The organism is Micromonospora sp. Llam0 (genome assembly GCF_003751085.1).
Classification (GTDB): domain Bacteria; phylum Actinomycetota; class Actinomycetes; order Mycobacteriales; family Micromonosporaceae; genus Micromonospora_E.
The window spans coordinates 2,524,089-2,538,828 of sequence record NZ_RJJY01000001.1 but is presented as its reverse complement, the minus strand read 5'-3'; the positions used below and the strand labels follow the sequence as shown (position 1 = coordinate 2,538,828).

General features: G+C 68.2%; 8 protein-coding genes and 5 pseudogenes. 9 read left to right on the top strand and 4 right to left on the bottom strand.

Features of this window, described 5'->3' with window-relative positions; genetic code table 11:
• Positions 1–36: 36 nt before the first annotated feature.
• Together EDC02_RS11370 and EDC02_RS41555 are read right to left on the bottom strand one after the other, a co-directional pair.
• On the bottom strand, positions 37–1,560 hold the full coding sequence (locus EDC02_RS11370) for a fibronectin type III domain-containing protein (RefSeq protein ID WP_148083422.1): 1,524 nt from the start codon (positions 1,558–1,560) through the stop codon (positions 37–39).
• 451 nt (positions 1,561–2,011) lie between these two features.
• Positions 2,012–2,230: pseudogene (locus tag EDC02_RS41555) on the bottom strand (glycosyl hydrolase); the annotation flags it as partial.
• Between EDC02_RS41555 and EDC02_RS42775 the strand changes: the two are divergent.
• From EDC02_RS42775 to EDC02_RS11350, 3 genes and pseudogenes are all read left to right on the top strand, one after another.
• Positions 2,132–2,473 (top strand): recombinase family protein, encoded by a 342-nt coding sequence (locus EDC02_RS42775; protein WP_123604708.1) that lies wholly within the window; start codon positions 2,132–2,134, stop codon positions 2,471–2,473. The pseudogene EDC02_RS41555 and the gene EDC02_RS42775 overlap by 99 nt on opposite strands.
• A 371-nt stretch (positions 2,474–2,844) precedes the next feature.
• A complete protein-coding gene (locus EDC02_RS39510; protein ID WP_148083421.1) occupies positions 2,845–3,030 on the top strand; it encodes a hypothetical protein in 186 nt (61 codons plus the stop codon).
• 180 nt (positions 3,031–3,210) lie between these two features.
• Positions 3,211–4,215 (top strand): annotated as a pseudogene (locus EDC02_RS11350) (IS256 family transposase); the annotation flags it as partial.
• 73 nt (positions 4,216–4,288) lie between these two features.
• On the opposite strand, the gene EDC02_RS11345 reads toward EDC02_RS11350, so the two are convergent.
• Entirely contained in the window at positions 4,289–5,008 is a 720-nt protein-coding gene (locus tag EDC02_RS11345; protein WP_233605866.1) for a group II intron maturase-specific domain-containing protein, read from the bottom strand.
• A gap of 189 nt (positions 5,009–5,197) precedes the next feature.
• Here EDC02_RS11345 and EDC02_RS11340 point away from each other — a divergent pair, with 189 nt between their 5' ends.
• Positions 5,198–6,514 carry an ISL3 family transposase gene (locus tag EDC02_RS11340; RefSeq protein WP_123601913.1) on the top strand — a complete coding sequence of 439 codons (1,317 nt, stop codon included), beginning with the start codon at positions 5,198–5,200 and terminating at the stop codon, positions 6,512–6,514.
• Between the two features lie 29 nt (positions 6,515–6,543).
• Positions 6,544–7,371 (top strand): annotated as a pseudogene (locus tag EDC02_RS11335) (IS630 family transposase); the annotation flags it as partial.
• Positions 7,372–8,360: 989 nt separating this feature from the next.
• Here the strand turns inward: EDC02_RS11335 and EDC02_RS11330 are convergent.
• Positions 8,361–9,748: pseudogene (locus EDC02_RS11330) on the bottom strand (IS1380 family transposase).
• Positions 9,749–9,851: 103 nt separating this feature from the next.
• Here EDC02_RS11330 and ltrA point away from each other — a divergent pair.
• The 4 genes and pseudogenes from ltrA (at position 9,852) to EDC02_RS11310 (ending at position 14,695) form a co-directional block, all read left to right on the top strand.
• Positions 9,852–11,540: a group II intron reverse transcriptase/maturase gene (gene ltrA / locus EDC02_RS11325; RefSeq protein ID WP_123601911.1), complete on the top strand. Its 1,689-nt coding sequence runs from the start codon at positions 9,852–9,854 to the stop codon at positions 11,538–11,540.
• A 74-nt stretch (positions 11,541–11,614) separates the two neighbouring features.
• Positions 11,615–11,809, top strand: a pseudogene (locus tag EDC02_RS11320) (IS630 family transposase); the annotation flags it as partial.
• Positions 11,810–12,065: 256 nt separating this feature from the next.
• A complete protein-coding gene (locus tag EDC02_RS11315) occupies positions 12,066–13,481 on the top strand; it encodes a DUF4365 domain-containing protein (protein WP_158632147.1) in 1,416 nt (471 codons plus the stop codon).
• On the top strand, positions 13,481–14,695 hold the full coding sequence (locus EDC02_RS11310) for a hypothetical protein (RefSeq protein WP_123601908.1): 1,215 nt from the start codon (positions 13,481–13,483) through the stop codon (positions 14,693–14,695). The genes EDC02_RS11315 and EDC02_RS11310 overlap by 1 nt, the downstream gene beginning before the upstream one ends.
• Positions 14,696–14,740 lie beyond the last annotated feature (45 nt).

Sequence of the window (14,740 nt, the reverse complement as noted above, 5' to 3'; positions counted from 1 at the left end):
TGAAGCTGCTCTACCAGCCGTGCGGCGTCGCCTGCCCTACGGCGGCGGAAAGAACATGCCCTGCGCGGTCACCGGCGGGCTGGCCGCTGACTCGTTGCCGGCGGCGTCGACGGCGACCACCGTGTACGTGTGCCAGGTCGCCCCGCCCACCGCCAGCGTCAGCTGGGTCCCGTCGGTCGCGCCGGCGACGGTCGCGCCCTCGTACACCCGGTAGCTGATGGCGGGCTCGCCTCCGGTGGAGGCGGACCATTCCAGGGTGAGCCGGGCGTCGGTGGGCCAGTTGCCGGGGGCGTTTCCGGTCACCTCGAGCGACGCCGGTGCCGCCGGCCGGGCGGCGGGACCGGGTGCGGTGGTGACCTGCACCCGGGCGGAGCGGGGGGTCTCGCCGCAGGACTGGGGGAGGGTCGCGCTGACCCGGTAGACGTGCCGGGACGCGGACGGCAGGCCGGAGACGACCGTGTCCGGGTAGCGGGAGGTGGCGACCGCCGTGTCACCGTCCCAAATCGTGTACGAGGTGGCGGTGGCGTCGAAGGTCCAGCTCAGCCGCACCGACGACGGGGAGAGCGCGGTCGCCGTCAGCTCGACCGGCTTGGGCGGGCTGCTCAGGCAGGTCTCGGTCCCGGCCGACACCGCTGGGCTGTGCGTCGACCCGTTGCCGGCGGAATCGAGCGCGGCGATGGTGAAGCGGTGCCAGGTGGCGTGGAAGAGCCGCTGGACGGTGGCCGTTGTGCCGGCGCTGACGGCGACCCGGGTGCCGCCCGCGTAGACCGCGTACCGGGCCGGCGGCGGTCCGGCCGGTGCGGTCCAGGCCAGGCTGATGGTGGTGTCGGTGCGCCCGGTGACGGTGAGTCCGGCAGGCGGGGCGGGCCGCGCGGGATCGCCGGCGGCGGTCGTGGCGGCGGTCGAGCCGACCGGTTCGGTGGATCCGGGACCGCATTGGTTGAGCCGGTAGAGCCCGATCTGGTGATCGGTGGCGGGCGCCAGACCGCCGACCCGGGCGCTGGTCAGCGATGTCCAGCCCAGGCTGACGCCGTCCACCCGCAGTTCCAGCTCGCCGCCGAGCGGGTGCCGGGGCCAGGAGAGCGAGATCGCAGACGCGGTGGCGGCGGTGACGGTGATCGGCAGGGTCGGGGTCGGCAGGCACTCCGGGTTGACCCCGGAGAGCCAGGAGCGGCCGGTTACCGGGTCGGTCGGCGCCGACTCCCGCCCGTGCCGGTCGACGGCGGTGACGGTGTACGCGTGCGACGAGCCGAAGGGCACGTTCATCGTCGTCGACGTGGTGCTGGTGCGGGCGACCACTTCTCCGCCCTCGTACACCCGGAAGGAGCGGACCTGCGGCCCGGTGGGCGGCTGCTGCCAGGTCAGGCTGATCGCGGTGCCGTTGGTGCTGGCCCAGAGCGCGGTCGGGGTCGCCGGCCCGCCGTGCCGCGCGGCGGCGGGGGAGGCGCCGAGCAGGATGACGGCGATGAGTGCAGCGGTGGTCAGCGCGGCGGCGCCGCGCCAGCGCGGTGGCGCCGCGCCAGCGCGGTGGGGTACGCACGGCTGTCCCTCCATTGGCACCGACCGGTGATCGACTTCGATCGATCACACCAAGTGAACTGGTGCGTCGACTCCGTGTCAAGCGCGGGCGGTCCTGTGATGAAGTTGCCTTGCCAGGGCGGCCCGGTCCGTTTCGCCGGTTCCCGTTCGTCGGACGGGTGAGGCCCGGCAGGAAGAGAAGACGATGAAGTGCATGCTGCTGATCTGCGGCGGCGCACGCCGACGACCCGTCGGGGAAGGGTTCAGCCGACCCGCGCGCTCCGTCGGCTGTCGATCATGTTCCAGAAAGCGCATTGATGCGGGTGGCGTGCAGCTGAGCTGGCCGATGCCCTTCGGTGCGGCCGGGTGGCGGCCGGGCCCGCAGCGGGACGTCCACCGCGGGCCCGGCAACGGAGCGGATCAGTTCGGCGCGTGAACAGAGTGCACGAGTTGGGCGGACTCCTGCGTCACGCCAAGGCTCCGGTCGGGGTGACTAGAACTGCGAGAAGAACTGCCACACCTCACCCTTGGTCCAGGTCCTGGCGCCGCTGTCCTCGCCACCGTCCACGTGACCAGGAGTGTGACCTCCGTCGAACGCGCCCCACCGCACCGGATGTCCGGTCCGGCATCCCGAGTAGACGGTGGTGATGTGCGTGCGGCTACCCGCTGCCGGCTCAGGTGGATTCTGCGGTGTGCAACCGTTGTTACGGACGTGTCGCACGTGCGGTGGATCTCCGCCCAGCGGCTTGCCGGTCGCAGTGTGGCCCGTATCGCTCGTGCTCTCAACGATGCCGGCGTTGCCTGCCCGTCCGCCGTTGATACGGGACGTAACCGGCACCGCAGCGGCCACCAGCGGATGCTGACGGTGGTCGCGGCGATCCTGGCCAATCCCCGTTACACCGGCCGTCAGGTGTGGAACCGGCAGCGTACCGACCGCGAACGGTGTCGAGCCTGAGGGCCCTGTTGCTCGAGGCCGCGAGGTGCAGCGACGCAACGGGGCCCCGCAGGGTCGTTTCCGGTCAGGTCGCTCATCCGCCGTTGGTGAGTGAGGAGCGGTTCATCGCGGTCCAGGCGGTGCGCACCGCGCCCGTCCCTGCGGATGGCGTTTCTCGCCCGTATCTCCTGGCGGGGTTGGTGTGTTGCGAGGTCTGTGGCCGGTGCATGGACTCCCATTGGGTGCATGGCCGTCCCGGTTGCCGTTGCCGCCACGGCCACACGAGTAGCCGTACGACGGTCTCGCCCCGACCGAGGACCCTCTACGTCCGGGAAGATCATCTCCTCGACGGCATCCGCCGTGACCGCAGGCTGCACCGTCACCATCCCGCGTTGCGAAGCGTGGACCCGGACAGGGTTGTCGCCTACCTTCGTGACAACGACATGATCGTCGTGTGTGACCACTTCGCCTGGGTTGTCGACACCGCGACCGCGACATACCTGCTCGATCTGGCAGGGAGCTTCCCCGCCACCACCACAGCGAAGATCCCCGTCCAGCGCGGCGGGGATCACCAGTAAAGCGAGCGAGTATCACGCTTCGTGTGGAAATAACGTGTCCGAGCCCGAGCTGAACCCCAACTACATAATCGTCCTGCGCGAGGAACTGGTGCTCACGTAACGAGAACGCATTGCAGGGTGTGGCCTCCGGGGGGTGTGTACAACTAACGGCGGATCTGCTGATCAAGGGAGATGCGCCAGATGACGACCGAGACCATCATCGAGCAGGAGCAGGCAGAGTCGGTTGGTGCGGCCACGGATGAGCAGCTGATCGCGCTGCTGGTGGACCGGGCACGCGGTGAAGGGCTGAAGCTCACCGGGGAGGGCGGTCTGCTGCAGCAGCTGACCAAGCGGGTCCTGGAGTCCGCCCTGGAGGGCGAGATCACCGACCATGTCGGCTACGACAAGCACGACCCGGCGGGCAAGGGCACCGGGAACTCCCGTAACGGCACCCGGACGAAGACCGTGCTGACCGACGTCGGCCCGGTCGAGGTGCGGGTCCCGCGGGATGTCGCGGGGACGTTCGAGCCGCGGATCGTGCGTAAGCGCCAGCGCAGGTTGTCCGGGGTGGATGAGCTCGTGCTGTCGTTGTCGGCCCGGGGGCTGACGCACGGGGAGATCGCCGCGCACCTGGCCGAGGTGTACGGCGCCGAGGTGTCGAAGCAGACGATCTCGACGATCACGGACAAGGTCATCGACGGGATGACCGAGTGGCAGAACAGGCCACTCGACCCGGTCTACCCGGTCGTGTTCGTTGATGCGATTAATGTGAAGATCCGGGACGGGAAGGTCGCGAACCGGCCCATCTACCTGGCGATGGCGGTCACCGTGGACGGCCACCGGGACATCCTCGGCCTGTGGGCCGGTGACGGCGGTGAGGGCGCGAAGCACTGGCTGCATGTGCTGACCGAGCTGAAGAACCGGGGTGTGGCCGATGTGCTGATGCTCGTCTGCGACGGGCTCAAGGGCCTGCCGGAGGCGGTCGAGGCGGTGTGGCCGCGCACCATCGTGCAGACGTGTGTGATCCACCTGCTGCGTAACTCGTTCCGCTACGCGGCACGGCAGGACTGGGAGAAGATCGCCAGGGCGCTCAAGCCGGTCTACGCCGCCCCGACGGAGGAGGCGGCGACGGAGCGGTTCATGGAGTTCGCCGAGGCCTGGGGGCGGAAGTACCCGGCGATCGTGAAGCTGTGGGAGAACGCCTGGGCGGGTAGCTCCGGCGCGTTGCCGCGCCGGAGCCCCCTCAGAACCGGACGTGCGAGTCGTCCCCGCATCCGGCTCAAGCAAACCCAGAGGTGTCACGGGATTCTGCGTCGGGGTGTCGTGCGTGTTCCTTGCGCCGCGCGGCCTTGCGGGCACAGTGGGTGTGCACGAGGCGTGAAGCGAGCGGACCGTTCGGTGCCACGGCCTGCCGGTCGGCGGTGATCGCCTGACGGCGGATCGCCGACCGGACCACGGTGATCCACTGTTCCCATTCGTCGGGGGACTGCGGTTCGTGGTCAGCGTGCAGGAGCAGCTGGTGGCAGAGCGGACATCGTCCGCGCTGTCGTTCCAGCTGGATCAGTCCCCACCGGTCGATGGGTGGTTTCCTGCGCCGCTTACGGGCCGCCCAGTAGCCGGATCGGTCGGGGTCGTCCGGAGAGGCGAACCCGTCGACCATCTGGTGCCGGACGATCTTCGTCCAGGCCGTCTTGGTGAGATAGGCGCCGCTGTCGCGGTCGCCGAACACCCACCGGTCGGACCTGGCCTTGTTGAACGCGTCGTAGTAGCGGGCGGTCACCCACTTCTTCGGCTTGTTCCGGTGGCCGCGCACCGCCCATTTGAACGTCAGCCACCACAGGTAGCTGTCGATCGTGGTGAACGTGTGCTTGGAGACCACCGTCCGGTAGTAGGCCGCCCACCCCCGAAGAATCGGGTTGAGACGCGAGATGACCATCGCGGCGTTACCGCCACGCAGATCCCGCATCTCGGCGCGCAGCCGACGCCGGAACCGCTTCACGGCCGCCTTGCTCGGCTTGATGATCAGCTTGCCGTTCGAGTACCGGCGGACGTGGAATCCGAGGAAGTCGGGCTCTTCGAAGTTGAGCGGGGTTCGCGGTTGACGGCGACCCTGGCGTAGAGGGCTCGCAGCCCTTCGGTGATCATCTGAGTGTCTAGATCGGATGGTCACAAGCGGAGAGCTGCGAGCATGGTCAACGATACGACCCGGCTGCTGGGCCTGGACGGCCTGGTGGTGGATCGGGTCAGGTTGGACCCCGACGGTGTCCCGGTGGTTGCTCTGTCTACCGCCGATGAGCAGGCACAATGCTGCCCGGACTGCGGTGTGCGGGCCCGGCGGGTCAAGGACTGGGTGACGACCCGGCCGAGGGACCTGCCCGTGGCGGGCCGTGCGACGCGGCTACGGTGGCGTAAACGCCGCTGGCATTGCGACCACGGCGGATGTCGGCGCCGGACGTTCACCGAGCAGGTGGCGCAGGTCCCAGCCCGGCATCGGGTGACCGCCCGGTTGCGGCAGGCCGCCGGGGCGGCGGTCGCCGACGGCGCCCGCACGGTCGTACAGTCCGCCCGTGGCCATGACCTGTCCTGGCCGGTGGTCGCGGCGGCGTTCACCGCCCACGCGGGCGTGGTGCTGCCCGACGAACCGGAACCGGTGGAGGTCCTCGGGATCGACGAGACCCGCCGGGGCCGGCCGAAGTGGGTCTTCGACCAGGTCAGCCAGGCGTGGCAGAGCAGTGTGGACCGGTGGCACGTCGGGATGTGTGACCTGTCCGGCGGTCAGGGACTACTGGGCCAGGTCGAGGGCCGCACCGCCCAGGTGGTCATCGACTGGCTCGGCCACCGCAGCCAGACGTGGCGCGATCAGGTCCGGTACGTCGCGATCGACATGTGCACGATCTTCAAGTCCGCGGTCCGTGAGGCGCTGCCGCACGCGATCCTCGTCGTCGATCACTTCCACGTCGTGCAACTCGCCCACCAGGCCCTCAACGAGGTCCGCCGCCGGGTCACCGTGCAGGTCCGGGGCCGCCGGGGCCGCGCCGGTGACCGCGAATGGGACCTGCGTAACCGGCTGACCCGCTCCGCGAGGCGGATGCGCGCGGAACGCGTCGACAAGCTCTGCGACGAGATCGCCGGGCTACCCGCCGGCATCAGCGTGCCGGTCCTCGCCGCGTGGAACGCCAAGGAAGACCTCCTCGACCTGCTGGCCCTGGCCCGCACCCACCCGGACCGGGAAAACGTCGCTCGACTGCTGCACCGCTTCTACCAACGCTGCGCCGACAGCGGTCTACCCGAACTCGCCCGCCTCGCGACCACGATCGAGATCTGGTGGCCCCAGATCCTCGCGTTCCTGCACACCGGCATCACCAACGCCGGCTCCGAAGGCACCAACCGAGTCATCAAAACCGTCGCCCGCGACGCCTACGGCTTCCGCAACCCGATCAACCAACGCCTACGAACCCGCTGCGCGACCACCCGGAAAAGCCGCGGACACCTCAACCCCGCTTAACTTCGAAGAGCCGCGTTGACCCGGTCATCACAGTCGGCGGCGGTCTGGCGCAGCGGGCGAGGATCGTTCTGCTCGCCGCTGAAGGTATGCCGAACGCGGCGATCGGCCGTCAGGTCGGGGTGTCTACCCCGACAGTCCTGGCGTGGCGTAACCGCTACGACGCCGGCGGCATCGACGCGTTGGCCGACCTGGGACGCTCGGGCCGACCGTCGGTGGTCGACGAGGTCGCCATCGTGGTGCGCACCGTCTCCGACGACGGACGACCACCAACGGACCTTGGAGTGACGCACTGGTCGGCGCGACTGCTGGCCGACCAGATGCGCCGGGAAGGAACCCCGGTCAGCTTCGCCACCGTTTCCCGTGTCTGGCGCAAATGGGGCCTGCAGCCGCACCGGTCGGAGACCTTCAAGTTCTCCACCGATCCTCAACTGGAAGCCCGGATCCGGGACGTGGTCGGCCTGTACCTGAACCCGCCGGCCGGCGCGGTGGTGGTCTCGGTCGACGAGAAGTCCCAGGTCCAGGCGCTCGACCGGACCGCGCCGATCCTGCCGCTTCGCCCCGGACTGGCAGAGCGCCGGACCCACGACTACGTCCGCAACGGCACCACCACCCTGTTCGCCGCCCTGGAGGTGGCCACCGGACGCGTCAGCGCCGACGCCTGCTTCGACCGGCACTCCAACGTGGAGTTCCTGGCCTTCCTCAAGCAGGTCGCCAAGGCCCACCCCCGAGTGAAGCTCCACGTCGTGGTCGACAACTACGCCACCCACAACCACCCGAACGTCAAAGCCTGGCTGGCCCGCCACCCGCGCATCACCATGCACTTCACCCCCACCAGCTGTTCCTGGCTGAACATGGTGGTGCGACACGTAAGTCGCATGAGTACAGCGACATGCATCGAAGGAGGTGCGGCTTGACGTCGCGGATGTAGTGTCCGGTCCCGTGCGCAAGGATCGTCCCCGCCTCGGCGTGCGTCGCGGGTAACCGCGGGGTGCGAAGCCCGGGGAAAGGCCCAAGGATCCCTGTTCCATCCAGGGGTTACCGGCTGGGGAAGACCGGACGGGTGAACGCAAGTGAATCCTCGATGACGCCTCGTCATTAGCACTTCCGCTCGATGGGATGCTCCAGCGGGAGATAGGGACCGGCCGTTGCAAGGCGGCAGGTGCCGCCCGGAGGAGCTTGGCCGGGCGGGAGCGCACCACCGTCCCCGGGGTTCAGAGGGCGCCCACCCCGGTCGAATCTGTTCCATGCGGAACGTGACAACCCCGATGGGGTCCAGCCGGACAGTGTTTCGGCTGGTAGGCCACCCGTGAGGGTGGACGATGTCCCAGCGGGCGCAGGACGACCCGAGAAGCGAATGCCGGTGGCCGAAAGGCAGCGGGAAACCGGTGACCACGATGCCGGCTCCTCCGTCGGCGGTCTCCGGATAACCGGCCGGATAGGGACTGCGTGTCCTGGCCTGAAAGGGCGCTGACGCGGGTCGGGTGAGCCTGCGGAGTGATTGCTGACCACAGCTTCGGAACCGAAGGGCAAGTTAGACACGATGACGGCTCATGCCTTCGCGATGGCGATGGCGGCTCTCGGCGTGAACGGACCGGAGGACGATCGTGCTGGCTGGGACGCCGTTGATTGGCGGACCTGTGAGGACAACGTACGGCGGCTACGCCTCGATCCACCGACGCGGTTCGTCTTGAGCTCGGTTGAATGGTTTCGGTATTGGGTGGTTTCGGGGCGTGGCTGAATCGCCGATTACGTGGTCGGCTTGCTCCGGGATGTTGTCGTTCGGGGGTTGGGGCGGGGGTTTGTGGCCTGTGGTCGGGCCGCCGGGTTGTGGTTGGTGCGCCCGTGGTCAGCCGGGTGCTGGGTGGACGGCGGTGAACAGGTTGTCGAACGCGGCCTGCCAGGGCCAGTGCTCGGGTAGGTGCAGGTGGATGGTGCGGGCCCGGTGTGCGAGGCGGGCGGCGACGGTGATGATCCGGGTGCGGATGGTCGCGGTTCGGGCGGTGGTCCAGGTGCCGGCGGCGAGGTGCCCGGCGGCGCGGGTGAGGTTGTGGGCGATGGCGGTGCAGGTCAGCCAGGCGTCGTTCGCTGAGAATCGGCCTGATGGCAGGTGCGCGAGGGGTCCGGCGATCAGATCCGCGTTGATCTGCTCGATGACCGCGTGCTGGCGGTGCTGGGCTTCGGCCTGCACGAGGGTGTACGGGCTGTCGGTGAGCACCGCGTGGTACCGGTAGGGGGCAGGAGTTCCTGCTGGCCGGGAGCTTGGGTGGGGTCGTCGCGGCGGATGCGGCGCACGATCAGCCGGGCGGTCACCTGTTGCCGGGTGCCGGCGAACGCGGTGTATTCGGTTTCGGCGATCTGCGCGTCGGAGATCCACCGCTGTTCTTCCTCGTCCCAGACGGCTTGGGGGTATCGGATGTCGGTCCACTGGTCGTCGGCGATGCTGTCGCATGCGGTGTGGACCTTGGCGTCGATCCGGGCGGTGACGGAGAACCGCACCTTGTGGCGTCGGCAGGTGGCGATGACCGTCTTGGAGTAGAAGGCGGAGTCGGCCCGGACCACGATCTCGCCGGTCGCGCCGCAGGATCGGGCGGTGGTGATCGTTTCGGCGATCATGCTCGCGGCGCCGCGGCTGGAGCCGGCGTTGCCGGCGCGTAGCCGGGTGGCCGCGACGACCGGCGCGGACAGTGGTGTCGACACCGTCGCGACCAGGGGGTTGTAGCCGCGTAGCCGTACGTTGTAGCCGCCGATCCTGGTGTGGCCGAACCCGATGTCTTGTTTCTGTCTGCCGTAGACCCGGCGCAGCATCGAGTCGATGTCCACGAAGGTCAGCACGTCCGCGCCGGCCAGGATCGGCACCCGGGCGGCGAGGCCGATCAGGGTGTCGCGGGCGGCGGCGTGCAACTGCCGGACATGGCCGTGGGTGAACGTGCGTAGGAACGAGCCGAGTGTCGATGGCGCGTACACGCCGCCGAACAGTGAGCGCATGCCGCCGTGTCGGGCGATGTCGAGGTCGTCGATGCTGTCCGCGCCCGCGAGCATCCCGGCCACGATCGTGGCGACCTTGCCGGCCGGGTTCGCACCTTTGTCGGTCGGCAGGCTGACCCGGTCTGCGACCGCGTCGTGTAGGCCGGCCTGCTCGGCAAGGCGCATCACCGGAACCAGGCCGGCACACGACACCAGATTCGGATCGTCGAACGTCGCGCGCACCACCGGCGCGTCATGGCGTAATCTCACCTGCGAGGTGCCCTCTCGAACCGGGTGATAGAAGCGTCAGAACTCCTATCCTTCCAGTTCAGAGGGCACTTTCTATAGCCGGGGTCCTGCCGGTCCAACCTTCATCGGTGGATCGAGGCTACGGCAGCGGATCTTCGCGGCGTCGCGGGACGGGGACCTGAAGAAGGTCCGGAATTTGCAGAAGTTGATGCTCCGCTCGCGCAGCAACGCCGTGGTGGCGGTGCGGCGGGTGACGGAGCGCAATGCTGGCCGCAAGACGGCCGGGGTGGACCGGAAAGTCGTGGTGACCGGGGAGCAGAAGGCCGATTTGGCCGACTGGATCCAGCACCATGCGAGGCCGTGGACACCCTTGCCGGTCAAGCGCGTGTATGTGCCCAAGAGCAACGGCCGCCGTCGCGGCCTCGGGATTCCCGTGATCGCTGACCGCGCCCTGCAAGCGGTGACGGTCAATGCGCTGGAACCCGAGTGGGAGGCCCGGTTCGAGCCGAAGTCGTATGGCTTCCGGCCGGGTCGTGGCTGCCACGACGCCATCGTGGCGATCCACACGACGTCGAACCGCACCGACGCGAAACGGTTGTGGGTGCTCGACGCCGACCTGCAAGCGGCGTTCGACCGGCTCGATCACGATCACATCTACCGGTCGCTGGGCGGGTTCCCCGGCAGGGGCCTGGTCCGGCAGTGGCTGAAAGCCGGTGTGGCCGAGGACGGCCGGTTCACCCCCACCCACGACGGGGCGCCCCAGGGCGGGGTGATCAGTCCATTGCTCATGAACGTTGCTCTGCACGGCATGGAGGCCGCCGCCGGGGTCCGCTACCACGTCACCGGCACCCGTGCCGGGAAGACGAGGGACGGCTGCCCGGCGGTGGTCCGCTACGCTGATGATCTTATCGCTCTGTGTCACTCCCGTGAGCAGGCCGAACAGGTCAAAGCGGCACTGGCTGGATGGCTGGCGCCCAGAGGGCTGGTCTTCAACGAGGACAAGACCCGGATCACGCACCTCACGCAGGGCGTGGATTTCCTGGGCTTCAACATCCGCCGTTATCCCAACGGGAAGTTGCTGACCAAGCCGAGCAACGACGCGGTGCGACGGATCCGCAGGCGGCTGTCCACGGAGGTGCGGGCCCTGCGTGGGTCCAACGCCGACGCGGTGATCGGCAAGCTCAACCCGATCATCAACGGATGGTGCGCCTACTACCGGATCGGGGTGTCCAAACGCGTGTTCAACGCGCTGGACGCCCACGCGTGGAAGCTGGTCTATAAGTGGGCCAGATTCACCCACGCGAACAAGCCGAGACGCTGGGTGACCGCCCGGTACTTCGGCTTGTTCAACCCGTCCCGGCGTGACAGGTGGGTATTCGGGAGCCGGGAAACCGGCTACTACCTGCGCAAGTTCGCCTGGACACCGATCGTCCGGCACCGGATGGTCGCAGGGACGGCGTCACCCGACGACCCGGCCCTGACCGACTACTGGACCCAACGGCACCGCCGCAACCGGCCCCCGGTGGACACCATCATGCAACGGCTCCTGCGAGCCCAGCGTGGCCGGTGTCCGATCTGCCGGGACCTGCTGCTGCACGCCGACCACGAGCCGCAAAGCCCACGCGAGTGGGAGCAATGGCTCACCGCGACCCGCACAGCGGTCCGCCGACACGCGGTCACCGCCTGGGGAGCGGGAACACCGGACGAACGCGTCGCTACCCGTCTCATACACGCCCACTGCCACCGCCGGATCACCGGCAACGGCAGCAATCCAGCACTTCTGCCCACCCGCAAGCCTTCAGGGTTTGCTTGAGCCGGTTGCCCGGAAAGCGGGCACGGCCGGTTCTGAGGGGGCCCCGGCGCAGCAATGCGCCGGGGCTACCCGACGAGATCTTCTTCGGGATCATCACCCGCCAGGCCATCCGCCGTGGCACCTTCACCTCCGTGCCCGACCTGACCGCCGCGATCCGCGCCTTCATCGACGGCTACAACCAGCGATGCAAACCTTTCGCCTGGACCAAAACCGCCGACCAGATCCTTACCAAAGCCAACCGCAAAAAGACTTCAGACACGGGACACTAGCCGAGCCGCTACTCAAAGCTATCGCCGGATTCGCTAACGAGCACGCCGGAATCTGGCTGGGTCGCAAAGGTAGAGGCGGGAATGGCCCTAGTTGACGACGGCTCGGGACTGTCGTACCGCGCACCGATAATCGGAAGGCGGCTCGTACGTCCTTCCTGACGGGCGGGTCAGGCAGAGACGTGGGGTGATGGCCGTGCCGCCCAAGCGGGGCAAGAGGGTAAGTCCGCAGACGTTAATCGGCGAGGGCGGGGTCTCGATGATCAGCCGTCGCGTCAACGAGATGGGCTTCCTGTACCACGACCGGCGGGTGGACCACGGCATCGACGGGGAGATCGAGCTCGTCGCCGACGGCAACGCGCTCAACCAGGTCATCATGGTGCAGAGCAAGGCCAGCAACCGTCCCCACACCTTCGAGACGGCCGATAGCTTCCAGTGGACGCCGAGGCCAGAGGACCTCGACTACTGGCTCGGCGGCAACGCGCCGGTCATCGTGGTGCTGTCCCGCCCGAATGAGGACCTGGCCTGGTGGGTAGACATCCGGGCCGAGTTCAGCGACCCACGGCGACGCGCCGAACGGACGGTGACCGTCAACAAGCACACCCAGGTCTTCGACAAGTCCGCCGCCCCCGCGATGCTGCGCATCGGCGTGCCCCGCGACTCCGGCCTCTTCCTACCACCGCCGCCGAAGAAGGAACTGCTGACCTCGAACCTGCTGCCGGTCGAAGCCTTTCCGGAGCACATCTTCGTCGCGCCCGCGGTGGTGGACGACTACGGCACGGCCTGGGAGATTCTGCGAGACACGCCGGGCGGGGCCGCGGCCTGGATCCTGCACGACAAGATGATCATTAGCTTCGGCGACCTACGCAGCCGTCCTCTTCGTCGACTGTGTGATGGCGGGGTCGAGCGGCACGACAGCGCCGAGTGGGCCGACAGCCACGACGATGATCGTCTGCACCGTTTCGGTGACCTGCTGCGGAGGACACTCGTCAACGACCGCAGACGCGATGTGCAGTGGCACCAGGACCGCCATCACCTGCACTTCCGTGCCTCTCACGACCTGGCTCCCCGCGTGGTCGGGCGAGGTAACGGCAGGCGAGGTCGTACGGTGTTCGGGCCCCACTACTCGAAGGCCGAGCCGGAACGGGTGAGCTACTACCACCACGCCGCTCTCAAGCCGAGGTTTCGTCGGATCGACGGGCAGTGGCTCTGCCAGCTCGGCGTCGACTACTGCTTTACCCATGACGGGTGGAAGGAGTCGTCGTTCGCCGACGGGCTGCTCGCCGGCATCAAGCGGCTGGAGCGTCACCCATCGGTGCTCGGCTGGACCCGAATGTGGGAAGGCTACCTCCAGGGCGACCTCCTAACCTCCGGGTCTCTGCTCACCTTCGGCAGGCTGCTGACATTCGAGGTCGACCGTGGCATCGACGATGACTGGTGGGGGCCAGCTCCCGGTACTGGCGCCGACGACGATCCCACCGACGACCGTGCCGACGCGGGGGTGGACGCGGCGCTAACCCGGGCCGGGGTCGACCAGGACGACCTTCTCTCGCTGCTGAACGAGATGACCGAAGCCGCCGATACCCCTACCCAACCGAAGAACTCTCGCTCGCCCCGCCGAGTGACGAAGCGAGTGCCACGTCCCCGAGGCCGCGACAGCCGGAGCAGTGACTGATGCAGATCGACGTTCTCAACGAACCCGAACTTGAGTTCGGCGGCGGGCAGCGGCACGTCGATCCCCGGTTCGGCATCTCGGCCTACGGTCCAGCCGACCTCGGACTCGACGGCGCGCCGAGCACCATCCGACTCGGCCTCGTCGGTCCCCGAGACCACCTCGACGGCATCCGACGATGGATCGACCGCTGCCGTCAGCCGATCGACGCCAAGGATGCGAAGTATCCGCACCTGTTTCCCGCTTTCCCAGGTTGCGACACCGAGGTGGGCCTCTTCACCACCCTGACCTTCGCCGACCGCAACTGCCGCGAGGTGTCCCCTCGGGCGCTTGAACAGGCGGCCGCCTTGCCGGGCGAGCTCGCGGTCAAGGCCATGGTCGATGCCTACATGGACGAGTTGGAGGCGATCGCGGAGGACAATCGAGTCGACGTCATCGTGGTAGCCCGCCCCGACACCCTCGACGACGTCCACCTCGCCGCCGCGCCGAAACCCGAAGACGATGACACCAGCCGTCGGCGAAGCCGGGCCACCGCGTCAGTCATCGCCAACTTCCACGACCTCCTCAAAGCCCGGGCGCTACGACTCGGCAAACCGCTACAGATCCTGAGGCGCAGCACCTGGGACGAGTCAGCACCGCCGCCCCCAAGGCGCAGCCGCCAGGACGAGGCGACCCGGGCATGGAACCTGCACGTCGCGCTCTACTACAAGGCCGGTGGCGTGCCATGGCGTCTCCGACGGACGTCAACCGACCTACCCACCTGCTACGTGGGCATCTCCTTCTACCGAACCGCGTCCGCAGACGCCCTCGACACCGCGGTCGCCCACATATTCAACGAGCGCGGCGACGGCGTCATCGTCCGAGGCGGCACTGCCCACGTGAGCCGGGACGACAAACAGCCCCACCTCCTCGCCGCAGACGCCAAGAACCTGCTCCTCAACGCCCTCGCCGTCTACAAGCGGGAACACCGCACGCTCCCCGCCCGGGTAGCCATACACAAGTCGTCTCGATTCAACCCCGACGAGGTCGACGGGTTCAGCGCCGCAGCCGACGACCGGGAACTGTACGCCCTCGACCTGATCTGGATCACCAACAGCGAAGACGCGCTGCTGTTCCGGCCGGGGGCCGCGCCACCCCTGCGGGGAACGTTCATGACGCTTTCGGCAACGGAACACCTCGTCTACACCAAGGAGGCTTATTCAGCAAAGCTTCAGTAAGCCACAGTGGACCCCAACGGAAAGTGACGGTCCGCCTCTCTATAG

Bases quoted from the DNA above. Each gene is read 5' to 3' on its own strand.
- EDC02_RS42775 (WP_123604708.1), top strand. From the start codon at position 2,132: ATGTCCGGTCCGGCATCCCGAGTAGACGGTGGTGATGTGCGTGCGGCT.
- EDC02_RS11340 (WP_123601913.1), top strand. From the start codon at position 5,198: ATGGTCAACGATACGACCCGGCTGCTGGGCCTGGACGGCCTGGTGGTG.
- EDC02_RS11315 (WP_158632147.1), top strand. From the start codon at position 12,066: ATGATCAGCCGTCGCGTCAACGAGATGGGCTTCCTGTACCACGACCGG.
- EDC02_RS11310 (WP_123601908.1), top strand. From the start codon at position 13,481: ATGCAGATCGACGTTCTCAACGAACCCGAACTTGAGTTCGGCGGCGGG.